The following is a 17,934-nucleotide window of genomic DNA, read 5'->3' on the forward strand; positions in this document are numbered from 1 at the left end:
GCGGGCACTGTCTCAGCTTTACGTTCCTCAGGCGGGAGACTTTGGTTTTTGAATGCCACCCGCAGTTTGTACAAACTAAAACGACCTCGTGCTCAAGGAGTCTCTTCCTGAAGAGTTCTACCAGTTCATCTCTCTCCATAACGCCTGAGAGCAGAAACTCCCCGCTTACCGTCATGTTAAGCCTGGCCAGCTTTGAAGGCTCTTTTCTGAGAGTCGTCTTTACCCTCAGCGAGCCGGCCTTGAGGAGCTCCATGACGAGTTCGGCCCTTTTGATATCCACCTTGTCATGGTAGAGCTCGTTTAAGGTCTCCCGCTCAATCACCGTTCCCTCGAAGAGCCTCTCTATTCTTCTTATCTTCGCGTCCCTTCTTAAAGCCCCAAAGCGCTTCGCCACGTTGAGCATTCTCCAGCGGTACGCGTGGGAATCCCTAAGGGCGCGCGAGACCATAAACTCAACGTTCCCCGGTTCCTGATAGAGGTATCGCTTAACTTCCTCCGGGTTAAGCTGGAAGGGTGTCTTGAACACTATGGCGTGTCCCTGACTCCTCACAGAGAAGACCCTTCCGTAGCGGAGGATTAAAAGCGAGTGCACTATTCTACCGATGGCCTCGTTCGCCCTGCTCCCGAAGTCGGCGTGGATTATCAATGCTTTCGGCGTGCTCTCCACAACAATATCCCTGTCGGTTGGGAACGGCTCATCTTTGATTTCTTCAAAGGCCCTTCTGAGTTCCTTTTCCTCGAACTCAACGCCCTCCAGAAGCTCCTTTGCCCTATCAAAGTCGAAGGCCAGCTCCCTCCTTAGCCTGCCAACATCGAGGGCAACGCCAAAGGGAACTGGAATCATCTCGCCCTCCCAGCTTGGAATTGCACTCTCAAGGCTCTTGCTCTCGCGAACCTTCAAGAGTCTCGCCTCTTCGTCGATTTTGAGCACAATCCAGCTCCGTCCGTTCATAACGAACTCCATGCCCTCCTCAAGGTCCATAACAAAGCTTTCGTCGAGCCTGCCAACTATGTGCCCGCTCTTTGAATCGAACACCCGCCAGGAAACCTCGTCTGGAATCGTCGAGAGGTTCTCGTAGTAGTACTGGAACGCCCCCCTGCGGAGGTAGAGGAGGTTTTTCTCCTCGTCGAAACTGATTAGCCTAGCCTCCTCGAGGATGCTCAGAACGTCAAGGTAGTCCTCCCAGCTCAAATCTCTGTACACGTAAGCCCTCCTCGCTATTTCATAGGGCCTCTCGCGGGGGAGTTTCTTATGCTCGATTAACAGGCCTACGACGAAATGTGCCAAAACGTCGAGGCCACCGATGGGCTCAACGGCCTCAAAGCGCCCTTCAAGGGCCCTCTTGGCTATGATTAGGCTTTGAAGGTAGTCCTCCACGTTGGTCGCTATGATATAACCTTCGCTTACCTCCCCAATCCTGTGCTTTGCCCTTCCGACGCGCTGAACCAAACGGTTGACCTGTCTCGGGCTCATGTACTGTATCACCACATCGACGTCGCCGATGTCTATGCCGAGCTCCATTGATGACGTGCAGATTAGGGCTTTGATTTTTCCCTCTTTGAGGGCTTTTTCGGCCTTAACACGCGCCTCCTTTGAGAGCGAGCCGTGGTGGACCTCAACGGGTTTTCCCCAGGCTTTTAGGCGGTGCGCCAGAACCTCCGCGAACTGACGCGTGTTGGTGAAGACTAGGGCCTTGCCGTGGTTCTCCACGATTTCCCATAGAACCCTGAGACGAGCCGCTATCTCCGGCGAGACGCTCAGCCTCTCGGCCAGCTCCTTGTCCTTTTCCTTCGGCTCTGGATAGAGCACGTGAAAGCGGTAACCCTTTTTCCAGTTTGGCCTGACTATGACTTCCCCCTTCAGCCAGTCCCTCACCTCGTTTTCGTTGCCAACCGTTGCGGTCATTCCTATTCTCCTGAAGTCGGCAATCTCGGCTAAACGCTCAAGGTTGAGGAGGAGCTGTGCCCCGCGCTTGTTGTCCACAAGCTCGGCTATCTCATCGACGATGACGAACTTGACGTTGCCGAGATGCTTTCTCAGGGATTTAACGGTCAAGATAACGCCGAGGGTTTCAGGGGTTATGATGAGCATCTGGGGAGGGTTCTTAACCTGCTTCGCCTTTCTGTACGCTGAAGTATCCCCGTGCCTGACCTCGACGGTTATTCCGAGCTTCTTTCCCCACCATTCGAGCCTCTCGAGCAAATCTCTGTTGAGGGCCTTGAGCGGGGCTATGTAGAGGGCGGAAATCGGCTTGAGGCCGTTCTCAAGGATTTCGTTGAAGACCGGCAGAACCGCCGCCTCAGTCTTTCCAGAGCCGGTTGGGGCTATAATCAGAACGCTCTTCCCCGAACTAACCTCCTTAAAAGCGTCCTGCTGGAGCCTGTTGAGCCTCCCAAAGCGTTCCCTGATGGCCTTTCTCAGGAGGGGGTGCATGGTCGTGGGTTTTGAATTGGGTTTATAACCATAACCACTAACTTTATAAGGCGATATATCGTTCGACATATCGGTGAAGAACATGCAAGTCACAAGAAACGGCGAGACTTATGACCTGAGCTACGCCAAAAAGGCCACCCTTGTTGTAGTTCTCCTGCCCCTACTGGTTATGTACACTGAAGCGATGCTCACCCCGGCGTTGCCGACAATACAGAAGGAGTTCGCGGTAAACCCGAACGACGTCAGCTGGGTTCTCACAATTTACCTCCTCGTCGGAACAGTTAGTGTGGCAATCTTCGGAAAGCTCGGCGACATGTATGGAAAGAAGAAGATGTTCCTCGTCGCGCTGGGATTCTACACTCTGGGAGTTATCCTCAACGGCTTCGCCCCGAGCTTCCAGTGGCTCCTCGTAACGAGGGCCATACAGGGCTTCGGAATGGCAATCTTCCCGCTCGCTTTCAGCCTCGTCCGTGAGGAGTTCCCGCCCGAGATGGTGCCCCAGGTTCAGGGAATGATAAGCGCGATGTTCGGCGTCGGTATGGTTATAGCCCTTCCTCTCGGAGCTTATGTAACACAGCACTGGGGCTGGCGCTGGACGTACCACACAGCCTCGCCGTTTGCAGTCCTGATGTTTATCCTTGCATGGAAAGTTCTCAGGGAGAGTCGTTACATAAACCCCGGAAAGCTCGACTGGCCCGGCGCGCTCTTCCTCACCTGGGCGGTTGTTCCGGCCCTTGTTGCTGTAACCCGCGCCCCAAACATCGGCTGGACGGCGGGGGAAACGCTTACCCTCTTTGGGGTTTCCTTAGTTGGCGCAGTCCTCTTGGTCATCTGGGAAAGAAGGGTTGAAAACCCGATACTTCCCCTTGGCATTATCACTTCCCGGAACCCGGCAATAGTGAACGTTGGAATAATGTTCGCCGCCTTCGGCATTTCCATGATGAGCCAGGCGAACACCTACATCTTCCAGATGAAACCCCCCTACGGCTTCGGCAAGAGCATCCTTGAGAGCGGTCTCCTCATGACCCCCATGGCAGGCGTTATGCTAATCGTCGCTCCAATCGCCGGAAAACTAATGCCAAAAATCGGCGCAAAACCACTGGCGATACTCGGTGCGCTGACTGCCAGTGCCGGTCTTGGAGTCCTGGCCAAATACGCCCCCCAGCTCCCGCCGAACCACCTCTGGACGTTTGTTGGTCTGATAACCCTCGTCGGGACTGGGATAACGCTAATGAACATCTCCCTAATCAACGTCCTTGTGTTCAGCGTTCCGCAGAGGGTCATGGGTGTAGCTACCGGTGCGAACAGCCTCTTCAGGAACTTCGGCTCGACCTGGGGGCCTGCAATAGCGGGAACCGTCATGAGCACCTATTACGTGCTCTTCCACCCACCGGGGGCTCCCTCGTGGGTCAAGATAAAAATCCCGACGACGAAAGCCTACGAGGTGCTTTTCGGGACCTCTGCGGTGATATACCTCTTCCTTGCTATCCTTAGCCTGGCTATAGTCGAGGTGATGAAGGGTGGCAGGATTCGGGACGTTAAGGCGGGCGAAAATGAGGCGCTGATTAATAATGGCTCTTAGAACTTTTTTCCTTTAATATCACGTTTTTGACACTCCTTTTGAAGTTGTCACCTTTCAAGAGCATTTTTCGGCCAATTCGCTGGTTGAGAGTTCTCTGGAAGTTTTTAGTAATGTTTTGTTATTGTGGCACTAATCGTTTTATTCTGCGGTATGATTTGTAACGAAATTTTTTCGAGATATCCAGCGGGGCAATGATCACACCTGTATTTAGCTGAATCCTATGAAAATGCGATGTTTTGTTTGAAAACGTGTTGTAAGGCCGAAAAACTCCATTCAAAGCCCGTTTGTGTTTCTGGAAGTCTCGTGTATGGTTTTGTGCATTGGTGAATTAGGGGGATTATGCGAGCTTGGGTTGGTTGTTATTCCCGTTAAAACACCTGAATTCGAGGCTTCTGGCGGGAGTTTTAAGACCCCTTTGGAGAAAGGCTTATAAGATTCGAGGGTTTTTATTCCTTTGTATGATCCAATCAAGGAAAATTCCGCCCTGTTGCAATAAGACTCTAGAAGAATTGAAAGCCGTGCCCGACGAAGCACTCCAGACTACACCAAGCAGGTTGCAATAAGACTCTAGAAGAATTGAAAGTGGATGAAATTGTCGTTGGGATAAAAGGGTTGGCTAGTTGCAATAAGACTCTAGAAGAATTGAAAGCAGGGCAACTGTCTTCCAATCCACTCCAAAGTACCTCGTTGCAATAAGACTCTAGAAGAATTGAAAGAAAATCATAATCAGGAAACTGATAATCCCCCGCAACGTTGCAATAAGACCCATCAGAACAATCAAAACCCGAGGGACAACGCTTATCAAATTCCTTTCCGAGTTTTACCCTGGTGGTTGTATGAAGGCCCGCGTCATCGAGCGCTTCAAGTTCGAGTCCGCCCACGCGGTTCTCATAGACGGCCAGGCAGAGGAAATTCACGGACACACCTTTAGACTCGAGGTGGCCGTCGAGGGAGAGCTGAAAAAGGATTACATCATGGACTTCCTGCAGTTGAGGGCTATCGTGGGAGATGTCATTAAAAAACTCGACCACCGGAACCTGACGGCGCTCTTCGAGAACCCAACAACCGAGAACATAGCCCTCTGGATTGCCAGCGAGATTGAGAAAAGACTTCCGGATGGTGTCAGGCTTCACCGTTTGAGGCTCTGGGAGGGTGACGAAAACGGAGTTGAGTTGGAGTTCTAGGTTCAAACGTCCTCTGCGAGAGCTTCCGTGATGTTCTCCGCCATGACGATACTGTTTGTTTTCTCAAACGAGACTTTTCCTGAAAGAGGAACCCCCACGGGAATGCTCTTTTTCTTATCTTCTGTTATCTCCCAGCTTATAAGGTCCCCTTCCTCAATCTGGAGAGCTTTTATCAATCCGGCTGGCCCCTCAATTATGTACTTGGCAGGTTTTTTTGGTGAATAGACCCTCCATCTCTTTGCCCGTCTAAAATCAACGACCCTCTTCGTTGAATCCAGCCAGATGACATCGATGTCACTCAGCATAAAAAACATATGAATCGAGGCGTTAAGCCTGCTTTCAACCGGCAGAACGAAAACGAGGGAGTAGTTAACGTTGCTAACGAGCATTAATCCTCTAAACCGCCGGAAAAAGTTGTCAGCCAACCTAACTGCTCCATGCCAGACCCGGTTCTTCGTCTCGTTGATTATCATACTTCCGGGTAGGAGGTTCAAATTAATAAGCCTGCCGGCGAAAAACTTTTAAATAACAAAATGTTACTAAAAAATGAGAACGGGAAGGGGGTGGTGGGAATGGCCGAGGAGAAGAAGGTCAGGACCCTTGAGCAGATTCAGGACGAGATTAGGAGCTACCTCGGTGAAATTGAGTACCTCAGGAGCCAGGTGGGTGCAATCGACGCAACAATCGCTGACCTCAGGACCGTTGATGCAACATTGGCCTACATAAAGGACAAGGGCAAAGGAAAGGCAATATACATTCCACTCGGTGGCGGAATCGCGATAAAGGGCAAGATTGAGGATCCTGAGGACGTTATAATGGACGTTGGAGCGGGAATCCTCGTTGGAGCGACAATTGATGAGGCTAGGGAGAACATCGAGAAGAGGATAAACGCCCTCATGAACCTCCGCCTGGCCCTGCTGAAGAAGATTGAGGAGGACACGAGAAAGGTCAACGAGCTCCTTAAAGAGCTCCAGGAGATGAGCCCTGAGGAGAAGGAGTGATTCTTCCTCGGCCATTCCTTTTTAATTCTCTGGGGGTGGTGGTATGGAGGCAGTAAAGGCCTACGAGCTCCAGCTTGAACTCAGACAGATTAGAGAACTCAGAAAAGCCATCGAGCTCAAGATAAAGGAGCTTGAATACGCGGAAGGAATAATAACAGCAACAAAATCCGAGAGGAAACTTTACAGGGCGTTCTCAGACCTGCTAGTTGAGATAACCAAGGACGAGGCCATCGAGCACATCGAAAGAATGCGCCTTGTCTACAAGAGGGAACTTGAAAAACTCAAGGAGAGGGAGAAGAAAATAATGGAGGAACTCTCAAAGCTCACTTCTTAAGGCCTTCGGCTATCTCAAATCCTTTCTCGAGAGCCCTGACGTTTATCTCTTCCGTCCCGTGGGGGACGGCGTCCCTTACTGCCTTTTCTATCGCTTCCCTGCTTACTATTCCAGTAACACCCACTAATATTCCAAGGGTTAAGATGTTCATGGTCAAGCTCAAGCCCGTTGTTTCCTCGGCTATCTCCGTGAGGGGGAGCGCTATGACGTTGAGCTTCTTTTCGAACTCAAAGTCCCTATGTGGCACAAGATCTTTCTCGACGATAACGGTTGCCCCCTCCTTAACCGTGTGGAGATACTTGGTGTAGGCCTCCTGAGAGAAGAACACGGCGTAATCCGGGTGGAGCGTTTTAGGATAGTCTATAGGCTCGTCGCTTATAACAACCTCTGCCCTGCTCGCTCCACCCCTCGACTCTGGCCCGTAGCTCTGGGTCTGCACCGCGTAGAGGTTCTCGTACACAGCTGCCGCCCTTCCGAGGATGACACTCGCCAGGATAACGCCCTGCCCGCCGAAACCGCTGAAGAGGACTTCCTTCCTCATTGCTCCCACCCCATCATCTTCTTGGCGCGCTTTATGTATTCTTTATACTCCCTAACGAGGCCCGGCCTGTCCCTGTCAACGAACTCTCCTATGACAATCTTGCCCTCAAGCTCCTCCTCGCTCATCTTCTTCGCTTTGGCGAGCGGAACCGTTATCTTCTGATACCAGCGAATTAGCTCCGGAGCGGTCTTCATCCTGTTCCTCCTTCCAAAGCTTATCGGACATGGCGAGAGAAACTCGACGAGGGTGAAGCCCTCCTTGCTCAGGGCCTTCTTTATGCTGTTGATTCCCTGGAGGTAGTTGAAGACCGTCCATCTGGCCACGTAGTTGGCTCCCGCCGAGACGGCCAGCTGGGCGATGTCGAAGGGGTTCTCAAACTGGCCGTATGGAGCGGTTGTTCCCCGGAGGCCCTTGAGGGTTGTCGGAGCCACCTGCCCACCCGTCATTCCGTAGGTGAAGTTGTTGATGAGAATAACCGTAACGTCGAGGTTTCTCCTTATGGCGTGGATTAGGTGGTTTCCTCCAATGGCAGCTGAATCACCGTCTCCCATGAAGGCGATTATCTTGAGGTTTGGGTTGGTGAGCTTTATGCCCGTTGCAAAGGCCAGAGCCCTGCCGTGAGTGGTATGGAGGCCGTCGAAGTTCACAAATCCGGGGACGCGGGAGGAACAGCCTATTCCGCTCACCCAGACTATCTCGTCCTGGTTGAGGCCGAGGTCGTCTATGGCCCTCAGTGTGAACTGGAGAACGCTACCGATTCCACACCCGGGACAGAATATCGTTGGGAGCATGTCCTTTCGGAGGTATTTGTCGCGAATCTCGTAAGCGGACTTCAAATACATCATCCCACCACCCTCTCAACTATCTCCATGGGCGTGTGAACCTCACCGCCTATCTTGCTTATCAGCTCCACCTCGGCCTTTCCATTGGCACCTTCCTTCACGAGGTGATACAGCTGTCCGAGGTTCATCTCGGGAACGTAGATTTTCCTCACCTGCTCGGCGAGCTCTTCAACCATCTCAAAGTCAAAGGGCCAGATTGTGTTGAGCTTGAGTAGGCCGGCTTTAACGCCCCTTTCCCTGAGAATCCTCACTGCCCTTACCGCGGAGCGGGAGACTATTCCGGTGCTTATTATCGCTATCTCTGCATCTTCAAGCATGAACTTTTCGTAGCTTATGATTTCGTCTTTGTGGTCCAGTATCTTCCTGAAAATCCTCCGTATGAGCCTCTCGTGAATTTCCGCATCGACGGTTTTCGGCCTTCCGCGCTCGTCGTGAGTTAAGCCGGTCACGTAGGTGCGGTAACCCTTACCGAATATCGGCATAGGAGGAACTCCATCTCCGTGGGGGTCTCCGAAGGGGAGCTTAGCTTCTTCCTCGTTGGCGGGGAGCTTCCGGTTAATGATTTCAATCTCATCGGGATTTGGAATGTAAACTCTCTCACGCATGTGGGCTATCTCCGCATCAGTAAGCAGGACAACGGGAGTTCTGTATTTTTCCGCGAGGTTGAAGGCCCTAATCGTGAAGTCGAATGCTTCCTGAACGGTTGAGGGGCTCAAAACGATGAGCATGTGGTCTCCGTGCGTTCCCCAGATTGACTGCATTATGTCCCCCTGAGCGGGTAGGGTTGGCTGGCCCGTTGAGGGCCCACCGCGCTGAACATCAACGACCACAATCGGCGTTTCGGTCATTACGGCATAGCCAAGGTTTTCCTGCATGAGTGAAAAGCCCGGACCGGAGGTTGCAGTCATGGCCTTTGCACCGGCCCAGGAGGCGCCGATTATCGCGGCTATGCTCGCTATCTCGTCCTCCATCTGTATGCTCACTCCATCAACGAGGGGCATGTAGAGGGCCATTGCCTCGAATATCTCGCTGGCCGGCGTTATTGGGTAGCCAGCGTAGAAGCGACAGCCAGCAAGGATAGCCGCCCTCGCTATTGCCTCATCACCCTGTATGAAATCGGACTTCCCAACGGGAAACGGATACCTCATTTCAATCCCTCCTCAAATCCGGCTTTAAAAGCCTTGATGTTTATATCCTCAGTCCCCTTCGGGACACGCCTCTTAATGGCTTCTTCAACGCTCTCTTTCTTAACGACTCCCGTTTTGGCAACCAGATAACCCAGAGCCACCATGTTAACCGTTAGGGCAAGTCCGGTAGTTTCCTCGGCTATCCTCGTGAAGGGAGCACCTACGTAGTCCCTATCAGGCTTAACGAGGTCTGTCTCGATGATAAGGAGACCGTCCTCCTTGAGCGAGTCCTTAACCGTGTCGTAACCGAGCTGGTGAAGGGCAACGAGAACGTCAGCCTTCGTGACTATCACGTCGTAAATCGGCTCTTTGGAAATTATAACGTCCGCTATGGAGTGACCGCCCCTACTCGCTGAACTGTAGTCCTGGGTCTGGATGACGTTCAACCCCTCTATCGCAGCAGCTTCCCCCAGAATCACGCCGGCCAGAACAATGCCCTGTCCTCCGATACCGGCGAGTCTAATCTGCATGAGTCACACCCCCTTAAGCCCAAAGTGCTCCTGCACCTCGTCAATCAGCTTGTTAAGTTCCTCCGTGAACTCGGGCCTTTCTCTGTTAACGAACTCGCCGATGACGAACTTACCCTCAAGCTCCTCCTCGCTCATCTTTCTGGCCTTGCTTATCGGGACGCTGTTCTTCAGGAACCAGCGGAGCATTTCAGCGGGCTCTTTCATCCTATTCCTCCTTCCGAACTGCACAGGGCACTGGGAGATGACCTCAACGAGGGAGAAGCCCTTGACGGTCAAAGCCTTCTTGATGCTCTCGATGAGCTGATAGACGTGGGCTGTCGTCCATCTCGCGACATAAGAGGCTCCCGCTGAAGCTATCGTTTCACTTATCTTGAGGGGATGCTCGATGTTCCTGTAGGGGGTTGTGGTTGTCTTTGCTCCAAATGGTGTCGTTGGAGCAACCTGACCACCGGTCATTCCGTAGATGAAGTTGTTGACGAGGATTACCGTTATGTCTATGTTCCTCCTTGCCGCATGCAGGAGGTGGTTTCCTCCTATGCTTGCCAAATCGCCGTCCCCGCTTATGACGACGACCTTCTTGTCCGGAAGACCGACCTTAACGCCGGTGGCAAAGGCTATCGCCCTTCCGTGGGTCGTGTGGAGTGTGTCCGCTAAAAAGTAGGGCGAGGCTATCCATGCCGAACAGCCGATTCCGCTGACAACTACCAGGTCCTTGGGGTCTATCTTCAGCCCGTCAACCGCGTTGGCGAAGGCGTTGAGAACGGTTCCACCGCCGCAGCCTGGGCAGAGGGCCGTGGGAAGGGCCTCTTTTCGGAGGTACTTGATGAGCGGATACTTTGAGTAAATCTCCTTGGCCATCAGGCAACACCCCTAATCTCGCGAAGGATTTCCTCAACTGTTAAAGGAACTCCACCTATCTTGTTGATTCCCTTTAGCAGAACGTCGTCGTTGACGAAGCGCTGAACCTCAAGAATCATCTGGCCGAGGTTCATCTCGGGAACGAGTATAGCCCTAACGCGCTTTCCTAGTTCCCTCATTCTCTCGCCCGGGAACGGATGGACTGTCTTCGGCACGAAGAGACCCGCTTTGATGCCCTCCTCTCTGGCCTTGAGAACGGCCCCAAGGGCCGGACGAGCGGTTACGCCCCAGCTGACGACGAGGATTTCAGCATCTTCCGTGAAGTGCTCCTCGTACTTCTCGTAAACGTCCCGGTTCTTCTCTATCTTCCGGTGTATTCTCCTAACGAGCCTGTCATGGACTTCCGGAGTGTAAACGTCCCTCAAACCGTTTTCCTTGTGGGTCGAACCGGTGACGTGGGTGAAGTAGCCGTGACCGAAGAGTGGCATGGGAGGAACTCCATCTCCGTGGGAGTCTCCGAAGGGGAGCTTGGCCTCTTCCTCGTTGGCAGGAAGCTTGCGGTAGGTAATCTCCACTTCCTCAACGTCCGGAATCTTGACGAGTTCGCGCGTGTGGGCAAGAACGCCGTCGAAGAGCATAACCACAGGTGTTCTAAGTTTCTCAGCTATGTTGAAGGCCCTTATGGTTTCCCAGAAGGCGTCCTGTCCGCTGGTTGGGGAAACGGCAACTATCGGGTGGTCACCGTGGGTTCCCCATCTGGCCTGGAAGAAGTCTCCCTGCGCTCCCTTCGTTGCCTGCCCCGTTGAAGGACCGCTCCTCTGTACATCGACAAGAACGAGTGGCGTTTCGGTCATTACGGCATAGCCAAGGTTTTCCTGCATGAGTGAAAAGCCCGGGCCTGCTGTGGCAGTCATGACCTTAAGGCCCGTCCACGAGGCGCCTATCATCGCCGCTATGCTCCCAATCTCGTCCTCCATCTGGAGGTAGTAGCCACCTAGCTTGGGTAGCTCTCTGGCCATCATTTCCGCTATCTCGCTCGAGGGAGTTATTGGATAGCCAGCGTAGAAGCGACAGCCCGCGAAGATTGCGCCGTAAGCAACTGCCTCATTTCCCTGCATGAAGTAGTTGCCGGGTTTGTAAAGCTTTTTAATGAGCCTAATCTGCTCCGGCTCGTCGCCGCGGATTATCATGAGTCACCACCTTACCGCGATGGCAAAGTCCGGGCAGAGAAGTTCACAGAGCTTACACTTGACGCACTTCTCGGCGTGAACAGGTATAGGATAATGAACGCCCTTTTCACTGAGCTCCTTGCTCCACTCGAAGACCTTTCTCGGACACATCTCGACACAGATTCCACAACCCTTGCAGAGAAAAGTATCAACGTCAATCTCAACAATTCCTTCCGCCTTTCCGACGACAAGATAGCCGTTTTTTTCGACAACAGTGTTCGCGTTTTCCGCCATCAACATCACCCCTCAACAAGGCCGTTTACGTTTGTCAACATTTAAAGCTTTCGCGAATGGACATTGATGTCCAGAAAACATGCATTCGAACAGGACCGTGCATTGGGAGAGAAGTTTAGAAAAGGCCAATAAAATTCCGAAACGATTACCAAGTTAGAAGTTGCCAGTCGAGGAGGCCGTTCTCGACGATGTAGCTCCACCTGTCCTTGCACTCCGGTCTGAGGTTCTCAAGGTAACTGACGTCCTGCGTTGCTGAGAACTTCTTTATGGCCTTTCCTATCACCCTGTCGTAGTCAGTCAGGCAGTTGTGGGGTCCCCTTGGCGAGCCAGCTCCGACGGGGTCGCTGAGGATTCTCTTGTCTGGAAAGCGCTTCTTAGCCCATATGAGAACTTCAACCGCACTCCATAGCCACGGGGGTCTGTACTCCTTCTTCTCCCAGAGCCTTTCGTAAAGCGTCCCCTTCTGGATGTCGGTGATGTTTATTGAGAAGGTATCCGTATAAGGCTCGGCTTTGATTATGCTCTCCTTGGCGTCCCTTATGCCGTCCCTCTCGGAGAGGAATATCGGCTTGAGCAGGAGGTAGGTTTTCACCTTTGCCCCCGCCTTCCGAGTTATCTCCGATGCCCTGACGAAGTCCTCGAAGGTGTTGCCCTTGTTTATAGATACATCGGCAATATCGTCGTTCGCGGTCTCCAAGCCGATAGCGACCTCAAAGTGCTTGTCTGGAACTATTTCGGCGAGCTCTTTAACGGCATCGTATCTAACGAGCTCGCTTCTGCTCTCAATAACAATTTCCTCGACGTTGTCCATCTTTGAAAGAATCTCGAATATTTTCCTCCTGGTTTCTGGCTTTAGCTCACCGTTGTCTAGGAAAGAGCCAGATGTGAATATCCTGACCGCGAAGGGCCCTTTTTTACCCTCGATTTTTTTGAGGGCCTCGTGGACGTAGTCCACTATTGCCTCCTGGCTCCACTTTGTCTTGGGTGCAGAGGTTGGATAGGCGCACATGTAGCAGGCTTTTCCTATTCGGAAGCGGTAGCACCCTATAGTCGGGAGGATTATGAAGAGCGCCTTTCCGGGCTTTCCAGCCACGTTGTCCTCGCTCGTCCAGTACGTCATGCTCTCACCTATTGGTCAGCTTGTGGAGATGGTTTTTAAATATGGTCTATTCGCCCCTGTATGCTTTTAGATAGAGTTCCTTAATTTCTTCGACGCTGGGCTCAACGGGGTTGAAAGCTACCAGTCCATCGCGGTAGGCCTTCTCCGCCATCTCGTCCAGCCTCGCCATGAACGTTTCTTCATCAACGAGCTCCCTCAGTTTGGGAACACCTGTTCTCTCGTTGAGCTCCCTGACTGCCTGAAGGAGGTCCCCCCAGTCCTTTAAGTTGAACTCCCTCGCTATCTCGTCGTAGCGCTTCCTCGCGTATTCGCTTTTGCTTGCGTTGAACTCGATAACGTATGGCAGGAATATCGCGTTTAACAGTCCGTGCGGACCAATCCAAGCCGCTTTGTGGCTCATAGCGTGACAAAGACCGAGGCGCGCGTTGAGGAAAGCTATCCCAGCCATCGTTGAAGCGTAGTGCATCTTCTCCCTTGCCTTTTCGTCGCCCTCAAGACTCCTCTCAAGGAAAGCAAAAACGGTCTTTATCGCTTTTATTGCCATTGCATCGCTGAAATCGTTGGCTACCTTTGTGGTGTACGCCTCTATCCCGTGAACAAGAACATCCAGCCCGGAGTTCCTCGCGACTTCCCTCGGCATCGTCATCGGCAACCTTGGGTCGAGTATAGCCACATCGGGCGCTATCTCGGGCGTTACTATGTTGTATTTGATTCCGTTCTTTTTCAGAACGCTTGCCGCCGAGACTTCGCTTCCAGCCCCGCTCGTTGAGGGAATTGCTATGAGTTTCGTTTTCAGCTTCGGAACCGGCTTGGGCCTTGAAAAGCGGTCCATGAAGGCTATCTCCTCAAAGTTCAGCTCTGGGGCGTCGTAGAAGACCTTCAAGGCTTTGGTGGTGTCTATCACGCTTCCTCCGCCGAGGGCAATTAGGAGATCCGGTTTGAACTCCCTAACATCCGGCAGGAACTCCTCGATGACCTCGACGCTCGGCTCAGCTGGAAGGCCAGTAACTGAGAACACCTCCGCGCCGGCTTCCCTCACGTAGTCCTCGGCCTCGCTCAGGAAGCCGTGTTTTTTCATCGAGTTTGATGCGAGTATGAGAACTCTCTCGTGGTTTCTCACTTCCTTTTTGAGTCTCTCCAGAGAGTTCCAACCTTCAACGACCTTTGTCTTCAGCCAGAACATAAACATCACCATTCAGAATTTTCATGAATACCTTTTAACGTTCACGGGAATTTTTTGAGGGTGTATTACGAAATTCACATTTCTACAGCCTTATTTCTAGAATGCCCCTATAACATCTTGTTTTGAACTTTAAGTTTGGGAAATACCTTTAATCCAGTTTCTGTACTTTTTTCGATGATTGTAAAAGGAAAGGTAGTTGGTGAGAGGGGAATCGCGAAGTTCAGGGCAGAGAAGGACGGTAGGATAGTAAAGGTCAAGGCGGAGTTCCCAGAGGGAGAACCCCTTGAATACTCCGTTGGCTGTCCGTGCCTAGAACCCCTTGAGCTGGTCGGCCTTCTTTTGCCTGCCTTCGAAGAGCGCCTTGGTAAGATAGAGGGTGTTTTTGTTGAGGAAGTTCAGGGTAAGAAATCCCTTAAATCCCTTTTTGAGAGAGTTAGAAAAATTTTTGAAAAGCAAAAAATAAATATTTCATCCTAGGTTCTTGAACAGTCTCTTCAAGTTCCTCTCAAAAGGTGGCCAGACAACGCCCCTGTCAGTTATTATGCCTGTCAGGTACTTATGAGGCGTAACGTCGAAGGCCGGATTGTAGACGTCGACATCGGGGGCAATCTTACAGCCACCGCAGGTCAAAACTTCTTCGGGCTTTCTCTCCTCAATGGGTATCTCCTTCCCGCTCTTAAGCGAGAGGTCTATTGTTGAGAGAGGCGCCACCGTGAAGAACGGTATCCCGTGCTCCCTCGCGAGGACGGCAAGGCTGTATGTTCCTATCTTGTTGGCAAAGTCGCCGTTCGCTACAATTCTGTCCGCCCCAACTATTATGGCATCGACCTTTCCCTGTTGCATCACGAAGCCTGCCATGTTGTCGGTTATCAGCTTGAGCGGAATGCCGTCGTAGTGGTACTCCCAAGCGCTCAGACGGGCGCCCTGGAGAACCGGTCTCGTCTCATCCACCCAGAGGAGCTTAAGCGTTCCATCCTTGTGCATTACCCTCAGAACGGCCCCAACAGTCCCGAGCTGGACTGTCGCTAAGCTACCGGCGTTGCAGTGGGTCAAAACGTTTCCCTCCGGTAAAACTTCAGCGCCGTAGTGCCCCATCCTGAGGTTTGCCTCAACGTCTTCATCGGCAATCTTCTGGGCTTCGCTCACGATGAGGCGCTTTATCTCCTCCAGCGGACTCTCGAGGTGCTCTTCGACAAGCTTCCTAATCCTGTTGAGTGCCCAGAATAGGTTCACCGCCGTGGGTCTCGTGTTCTTGAGCCTGTCGTAAGCGGAATAAAAGCCATCCATGAACTCCTCTTTTGTCTTTGCCTTTGAAGTATCTGCATAGAGTGCCAAACCGAAGGCGGCAGAGGCTCCAATCGCTGGAGCACCGCGAACCTTCATTGTAACAATGGCTTCGGCAACCTCCTCAACCGTTTTCAGCTCAATCATCTTGAACTCCCGGGGAAGGAGCGTCTGGTCAATCATGATGACCTTTCCCTTCTCGTAGCGAACACTCCTGGGGAGTTTCGTTAGTTCCTCCGGCTTATACCTTACCTCCACAGCGACCACCCCAAAGGGTTTAAGGCATCAACTTAAAGCTCCTTCGGTGATAAAAATGGTCAGGGTTTTCGTAACCGGCCCGGCAGGGGTTGGAAAGACGACACTCGTCGAGAGGGTTGCAAGAGAAGTTGAGCGCTGGGGTTACATCGTCGGAGGCATGGTAACGCGAGAAGTTAGAAGGAACGGAAGGCGCGTGGGCTTTAAGATAATCGCTTTGGACACCGGAGAGGAGGGAACCTTGGCGAGCCTCCGCGGGACCTCTCATCTGCCCGGAGTCCCTTTTGGGAAATACATCGTCCACGTTGATGAGCTCGAGCGGGTCGGTGTTTCGGCAATAAGGCGCGCGTTAGTTGAGGCCGACCTGATTGTTATCGACGAAATCGGCCCGATGGAGTACAAGAGCGACGAGTTCATCAAGGCCGTTGGGGAGGTTTTAAAATCCGAAAAACCCCTTTTGGCCGTTGTTCATAGGAAAATGGCGGACAAGTTTAGACCCCTCGGAAGACTCCACGTTCTGAGCTTCGAGAACAGAAACAGGGAATTTGGAATAATCCTCGATGAAATTATGAGAGAACTAAAGGCTAGAGGTTGAGGCTGTCCTTACAGCTCTCACAAATCCACCTCTCCTGACCCTCGATGTAGACCTTGTAGAGGGGCCCGTACTGACCACAGAGTTCGCAGATTCCATAAACTTCAGTCTCCTCGACTTCTTCCTCCTCTTCTTCGCTGTTCATCGCGTTCAATGCCGCGAGAAGGTCAGCGGCAGTGACAAAGCCCAGAGGCTTTCCAAGTCTCGTGACGAGGAGCCTTCTTATTCCCTTTTCCATCATCTTGTCTATCGCGTCACTTATATCGTAGTCGTCCTCGATGGTTATTGGGTTTTTGGTCATAACTTCGCGGACTTTGACGGTTTTTGGGTCGCGTCCCTTGGCGACGACCTTGTCGAGGATATCCCTGTCCGTTATGACTCCAACGATTTCCTCGTTTTCCACAACGACGGCGCTCCCGACTTTGTGTCTTGAGAGTATCTTCGCGACCCTTTCAATGGTGTCGTCGGGTTTTACAATCACTGCCTTTCTCTTGACTACCTGCCCCACGGTCATCATAGCATTCACCTCACAGCGGGGGTTGGTTTGAGTTTCTTAAAAACGTTTCTTAACGAACCACCCAATGGAAGCCACTAAGGCAAAGGTCGCTAAAGCCAGAATTATCGGGATATAACTTCCGGTAGAACTAGGTTGACTGGGAGCTCCCTTTGAGAAAATCCTTATGGTTTCAGTTTGAGCTTTCGAGCCCGTGTAGTGCTTCTTGGAGAGCCAATAAACGAGTAGCGAAAGCCCCGTTGCAATGGAAAGGGTTATTACCTTCAGCCTGTCAAAGGGCATAGTTTTTTCCTGTTTGGCTGGTCTTGGTAGCAGAAGTATTGGCCGGCTCGAGGCTCGGTAAAGCTTTACCTCCTGCAGTCTCTTTCCATACTTCCTCCCAGAGACCTCAACAAGACCCACCCGAAGGAGTTTGTCGAGATGATACGAAACCGTTGACATCGGCATCTTCAGTTCCTTTGAAATCTCGCTTATCGAGAGCTCTCGCTCGCGAAGAAGCCTTAGAATCGCCATTGCCTTCTCGTTGGCGAGAACCTGAGCCAGCTCTTTGACCCTTTCGTCAGTAACGTCTATGGCCTCGTACTCCAAAGGAGCCACCAGAAAGAGGTATGGGTTGATGCTATTAAACCTTTACCAATAAATCCGAAGGAAAAGGAAAGGAATCAGATTCACGGCTTCTCGAGAATGATCTCGATGGTTGAGGTGTTGGCAGTCCTACCGTCGGCGGTTGGAAGCTCTTCAGTACCTATCTTGATCTCCTTGACCCTGACCTCAGGAAGGAACCTGTTCCTGACAATCTCAGCGACGTCAACGGCCCTGCTGATAGCCCTACCGCGAGCCTTGATGCTAACCTCCTTGGCACCCTCGTTGAACTGGGTGATAACGGCCAGGACGTAGTTCATAACCGGCTTCTTTCCGATGTAGACAACGTGCTCCTCAGCCATTTCTGGCACCTCCGGAAGTTTTGTCGTTAGGCTATCGCCGAGATATAGTTAAATACTTTTCGGTTCTGTCTCTGTTGAACGACTTTTATGTAAAGGGTTCATATCAAAACGTCTGTTTGTTAGGGGGCATAGCAAGAAAACATTAT

General features: G+C 52.0%; 21 protein-coding genes and 1 CRISPR repeat array. Of the genes, 6 read left to right on the forward strand and 15 right to left on the reverse strand.

The window, feature by feature from the left end:
• Nucleotides 1–2,434 (reverse strand): DEAD/DEAH box helicase (locus MVG27_RS05250; RefSeq protein WP_297556323.1); only part of this gene is annotated, 2,434 nt, incomplete at its 3' end.
• An 82-nt stretch (nt 2,435–2,516) separates the two neighbouring features.
• Between MVG27_RS05250 and MVG27_RS05255 the strand changes: the two genes are divergently transcribed.
• Together MVG27_RS05255 and MVG27_RS05260 are read left to right on the forward strand one after the other, a co-directional pair.
• On the forward strand, nt 2,517–4,016 hold the full coding sequence (locus MVG27_RS05255) for an MFS transporter (RefSeq protein WP_297548053.1): 1,500 nt from the start codon (nt 2,517–2,519) through the stop codon (nt 4,014–4,016).
• Nucleotides 4,017–4,502: 486 nt separating this feature from the next.
• A CRISPR array of direct repeats spans nt 4,503–4,798; the repeat unit is 30 nt; unit sequence GTTGCAATAAGACTCTAGAAGAATTGAAAG.
• A 54-nt stretch (nt 4,799–4,852) separates the two neighbouring features.
• On the forward strand, nt 4,853–5,200 hold the full coding sequence (locus tag MVG27_RS05260) for a 6-carboxytetrahydropterin synthase (protein WP_297548018.1): 348 nt from the start codon (nt 4,853–4,855) through the stop codon (nt 5,198–5,200).
• A gap of 2 nt (nt 5,201–5,202) precedes the next feature.
• On the opposite strand, the gene MVG27_RS05265 is transcribed toward MVG27_RS05260, so the two are convergent.
• The gene (locus MVG27_RS05265; RefSeq protein ID WP_297548020.1) at nt 5,203–5,673 is read right to left on the reverse strand and encodes a DUF192 domain-containing protein; all 471 of its coding nucleotides are present in this window, start codon (nt 5,671–5,673) and stop codon (nt 5,203–5,205) included.
• A gap of 99 nt (nt 5,674–5,772) precedes the next feature.
• Here MVG27_RS05265 and pfdA point away from each other — a divergent pair, with 99 nt between their 5' ends.
• Both pfdA and MVG27_RS05275 read left to right on the forward strand, forming a co-directional pair.
• Nucleotides 5,773–6,201: a prefoldin subunit alpha gene (pfdA, locus tag MVG27_RS05270; protein WP_297548055.1), complete on the forward strand. Its 429-nt coding sequence runs from the start codon at nt 5,773–5,775 to the stop codon at nt 6,199–6,201.
• A 43-nt stretch (nt 6,202–6,244) separates the two neighbouring features.
• The gene (locus MVG27_RS05275; protein WP_297548021.1) at nt 6,245–6,535 is read left to right on the forward strand and encodes a prefoldin subunit; all 291 of its coding nucleotides are present in this window, start codon (nt 6,245–6,247) and stop codon (nt 6,533–6,535) included.
• On the opposite strand, the gene MVG27_RS05280 is transcribed toward MVG27_RS05275, so the two are convergent.
• The 9 genes from MVG27_RS05280 to MVG27_RS05320 all read right to left on the reverse strand — a co-directional run bounded on the left by MVG27_RS05280 (nt 6,525) and on the right by MVG27_RS05320 (nt 14,199).
• A complete protein-coding gene (locus tag MVG27_RS05280; protein ID WP_297548023.1) occupies nt 6,525–7,076 on the reverse strand; it encodes a 2-oxoacid:ferredoxin oxidoreductase subunit gamma in 552 nt (183 codons plus the stop codon). The genes MVG27_RS05275 and MVG27_RS05280 overlap by 11 nt on opposite strands.
• Complete coding sequence (locus tag MVG27_RS05285) at nt 7,073–7,918, reverse strand: 2-oxoacid:ferredoxin oxidoreductase subunit beta (RefSeq protein WP_297469707.1); 846 nt, start codon at nt 7,916–7,918, stop codon at nt 7,073–7,075. Before MVG27_RS05285 ends, MVG27_RS05280 begins: the two co-directional genes overlap by 4 nt.
• Nucleotides 7,918–9,066 carry a 2-oxoacid:acceptor oxidoreductase subunit alpha gene (locus MVG27_RS05290; RefSeq protein ID WP_297548025.1) on the reverse strand — a complete coding sequence of 383 codons (1,149 nt, stop codon included), beginning with the start codon at nt 9,064–9,066 and terminating at the stop codon, nt 7,918–7,920. The genes MVG27_RS05285 and MVG27_RS05290 overlap by 1 nt, the downstream gene beginning before the upstream one ends.
• Complete coding sequence (locus tag MVG27_RS05295; RefSeq protein ID WP_297548027.1) at nt 9,063–9,575, reverse strand: 2-oxoacid:ferredoxin oxidoreductase subunit gamma; 513 nt, start codon at nt 9,573–9,575, stop codon at nt 9,063–9,065. The genes MVG27_RS05290 and MVG27_RS05295 overlap by 4 nt, the downstream gene beginning before the upstream one ends.
• Before the next feature lie 3 nt (nt 9,576–9,578).
• On the reverse strand, nt 9,579–10,433 hold the full coding sequence (locus MVG27_RS05300) for a 2-oxoacid:ferredoxin oxidoreductase subunit beta (protein WP_297548029.1): 855 nt from the start codon (nt 10,431–10,433) through the stop codon (nt 9,579–9,581).
• Nucleotides 10,433–11,623, reverse strand: a complete 1,191-nt coding sequence (locus tag MVG27_RS05305) for a 2-oxoacid:acceptor oxidoreductase subunit alpha (RefSeq protein ID WP_297556325.1) — start codon at nt 11,621–11,623, stop codon at nt 10,433–10,435. Before MVG27_RS05305 ends, MVG27_RS05300 begins: the two co-directional genes overlap by 1 nt.
• Before the next feature lie 3 nt (nt 11,624–11,626).
• On the reverse strand, nt 11,627–11,896 hold the full coding sequence (locus MVG27_RS05310; RefSeq protein WP_297469704.1) for a 2-oxoglutarate ferredoxin oxidoreductase subunit delta: 270 nt from the start codon (nt 11,894–11,896) through the stop codon (nt 11,627–11,629).
• A gap of 145 nt (nt 11,897–12,041) precedes the next feature.
• Complete coding sequence (locus MVG27_RS05315; protein WP_297548033.1) at nt 12,042–13,016, reverse strand: archaeosine biosynthesis radical SAM protein RaSEA; 975 nt, start codon at nt 13,014–13,016, stop codon at nt 12,042–12,044.
• 46 nt (nt 13,017–13,062) lie between these two features.
• Nucleotides 13,063–14,199, reverse strand: coding sequence for an iron-containing alcohol dehydrogenase (locus tag MVG27_RS05320; protein ID WP_297548057.1), 1,137 nt, complete (start codon nt 14,197–14,199; stop codon nt 13,063–13,065).
• 174 nt (nt 14,200–14,373) lie between these two features.
• Here MVG27_RS05320 and MVG27_RS05325 point away from each other — a divergent pair, with 174 nt between their 5' ends.
• Nucleotides 14,374–14,676 (forward strand): hypothetical protein, encoded by a 303-nt coding sequence (locus MVG27_RS05325; protein WP_297548035.1) that lies wholly within the window; start codon nt 14,374–14,376, stop codon nt 14,674–14,676.
• On the opposite strand, the gene mtnA is transcribed toward MVG27_RS05325, so the two are convergent.
• Nucleotides 14,668–15,741 carry an S-methyl-5-thioribose-1-phosphate isomerase gene (mtnA, locus tag MVG27_RS05330; protein ID WP_297548037.1) on the reverse strand — a complete coding sequence of 358 codons (1,074 nt, stop codon included), beginning with the start codon at nt 15,739–15,741 and terminating at the stop codon, nt 14,668–14,670. The genes MVG27_RS05325 and mtnA overlap by 9 nt on opposite strands.
• Nucleotides 15,742–15,796: 55 nt before the next feature.
• On the opposite strand from mtnA, the gene MVG27_RS05335 reads away from it, so the two are divergent.
• Nucleotides 15,797–16,333 carry an NTPase gene (locus MVG27_RS05335; RefSeq protein ID WP_297556329.1) on the forward strand — a complete coding sequence of 179 codons (537 nt, stop codon included), beginning with the start codon at nt 15,797–15,799 and terminating at the stop codon, nt 16,331–16,333.
• On the opposite strand, the gene MVG27_RS05340 is transcribed toward MVG27_RS05335, so the two are convergent.
• The 3 genes from MVG27_RS05340 to albA form a co-directional block, all read right to left on the reverse strand.
• Nucleotides 16,323–16,847, reverse strand: a complete 525-nt coding sequence (locus MVG27_RS05340; RefSeq protein WP_297548061.1) for a CBS domain-containing protein — start codon at nt 16,845–16,847, stop codon at nt 16,323–16,325. The two genes, MVG27_RS05335 and MVG27_RS05340, sit on opposite strands and share 11 nt — an antisense overlap.
• A 36-nt stretch (nt 16,848–16,883) precedes the next feature.
• Nucleotides 16,884–17,441 carry a winged helix-turn-helix domain-containing protein gene (locus MVG27_RS05345; protein ID WP_366078808.1) on the reverse strand — a complete coding sequence of 186 codons (558 nt, stop codon included), beginning with the start codon at nt 17,439–17,441 and terminating at the stop codon, nt 16,884–16,886.
• A 71-nt stretch (nt 17,442–17,512) separates the two neighbouring features.
• Entirely contained in the window at nt 17,513–17,788 is a 276-nt protein-coding gene (gene albA / locus MVG27_RS05350) for a DNA-binding protein Alba (protein ID WP_013467275.1), read from the reverse strand.
• Between the last annotated feature and the right edge of the window lie 146 nt (nt 17,789–17,934).

Origin of the sequence: Thermococcus sp. (assembly GCF_027011145.1) — an archaeon.
Taxonomy (GTDB): Archaea; Methanobacteriota_B; Thermococci; order Thermococcales; family Thermococcaceae; genus Thermococcus.

Excerpts from the sequence above, each read along its gene's own strand:
- MVG27_RS05285 (WP_297469707.1), bottom strand. The coding sequence starts at position 7,918 with ATGTATTTGAAGTCCGCTTACGAGATTCGCGACAAATACCTCCGAAAG.
- MVG27_RS05255 (WP_297548053.1), top strand. The coding sequence starts at position 2,517 with ATGCAAGTCACAAGAAACGGCGAGACTTATGACCTGAGCTACGCCAAA.
- MVG27_RS05335 (WP_297556329.1), top strand. The coding sequence starts at position 15,797 with ATGGTCAGGGTTTTCGTAACCGGCCCGGCAGGGGTTGGAAAGACGACA.
- MVG27_RS05340 (WP_297548061.1), bottom strand. The coding sequence starts at position 16,847 with ATGATGACCGTGGGGCAGGTAGTCAAGAGAAAGGCAGTGATTGTAAAA.
- MVG27_RS05265 (WP_297548020.1), bottom strand. The coding sequence starts at position 5,673 with ATGATAATCAACGAGACGAAGAACCGGGTCTGGCATGGAGCAGTTAGG.
- MVG27_RS05325 (WP_297548035.1), top strand. The coding sequence starts at position 14,374 with ATGATTGTAAAAGGAAAGGTAGTTGGTGAGAGGGGAATCGCGAAGTTC.
- MVG27_RS05295 (WP_297548027.1), bottom strand. The coding sequence starts at position 9,575 with ATGCAGATTAGACTCGCCGGTATCGGAGGACAGGGCATTGTTCTGGCC.
- MVG27_RS05280 (WP_297548023.1), bottom strand. The coding sequence starts at position 7,076 with ATGAGGAAGGAAGTCCTCTTCAGCGGTTTCGGCGGGCAGGGCGTTATC.
- pfdA (WP_297548055.1), top strand. The coding sequence starts at position 5,773 with ATGGCCGAGGAGAAGAAGGTCAGGACCCTTGAGCAGATTCAGGACGAG.
- MVG27_RS05315 (WP_297548033.1), bottom strand. The coding sequence starts at position 13,016 with ATGACGTACTGGACGAGCGAGGACAACGTGGCTGGAAAGCCCGGAAAG.
- MVG27_RS05305 (WP_297556325.1), bottom strand. The coding sequence starts at position 11,623 with ATGATAATCCGCGGCGACGAGCCGGAGCAGATTAGGCTCATTAAAAAG.
- albA (WP_013467275.1), bottom strand. The coding sequence starts at position 17,788 with ATGGCTGAGGAGCACGTTGTCTACATCGGAAAGAAGCCGGTTATGAAC.
- MVG27_RS05260 (WP_297548018.1), top strand. The coding sequence starts at position 4,853 with ATGAAGGCCCGCGTCATCGAGCGCTTCAAGTTCGAGTCCGCCCACGCG.
- MVG27_RS05290 (WP_297548025.1), bottom strand. The coding sequence starts at position 9,066 with ATGAGGTATCCGTTTCCCGTTGGGAAGTCCGATTTCATACAGGGTGAT.
- MVG27_RS05310 (WP_297469704.1), bottom strand. The coding sequence starts at position 11,896 with ATGGCGGAAAACGCGAACACTGTTGTCGAAAAAAACGGCTATCTTGTC.
- MVG27_RS05300 (WP_297548029.1), bottom strand. The coding sequence starts at position 10,433 with ATGGCCAAGGAGATTTACTCAAAGTATCCGCTCATCAAGTACCTCCGA.
- MVG27_RS05275 (WP_297548021.1), top strand. The coding sequence starts at position 6,245 with ATGGAGGCAGTAAAGGCCTACGAGCTCCAGCTTGAACTCAGACAGATT.
- MVG27_RS05320 (WP_297548057.1), bottom strand. The coding sequence starts at position 14,199 with ATGTTCTGGCTGAAGACAAAGGTCGTTGAAGGTTGGAACTCTCTGGAG.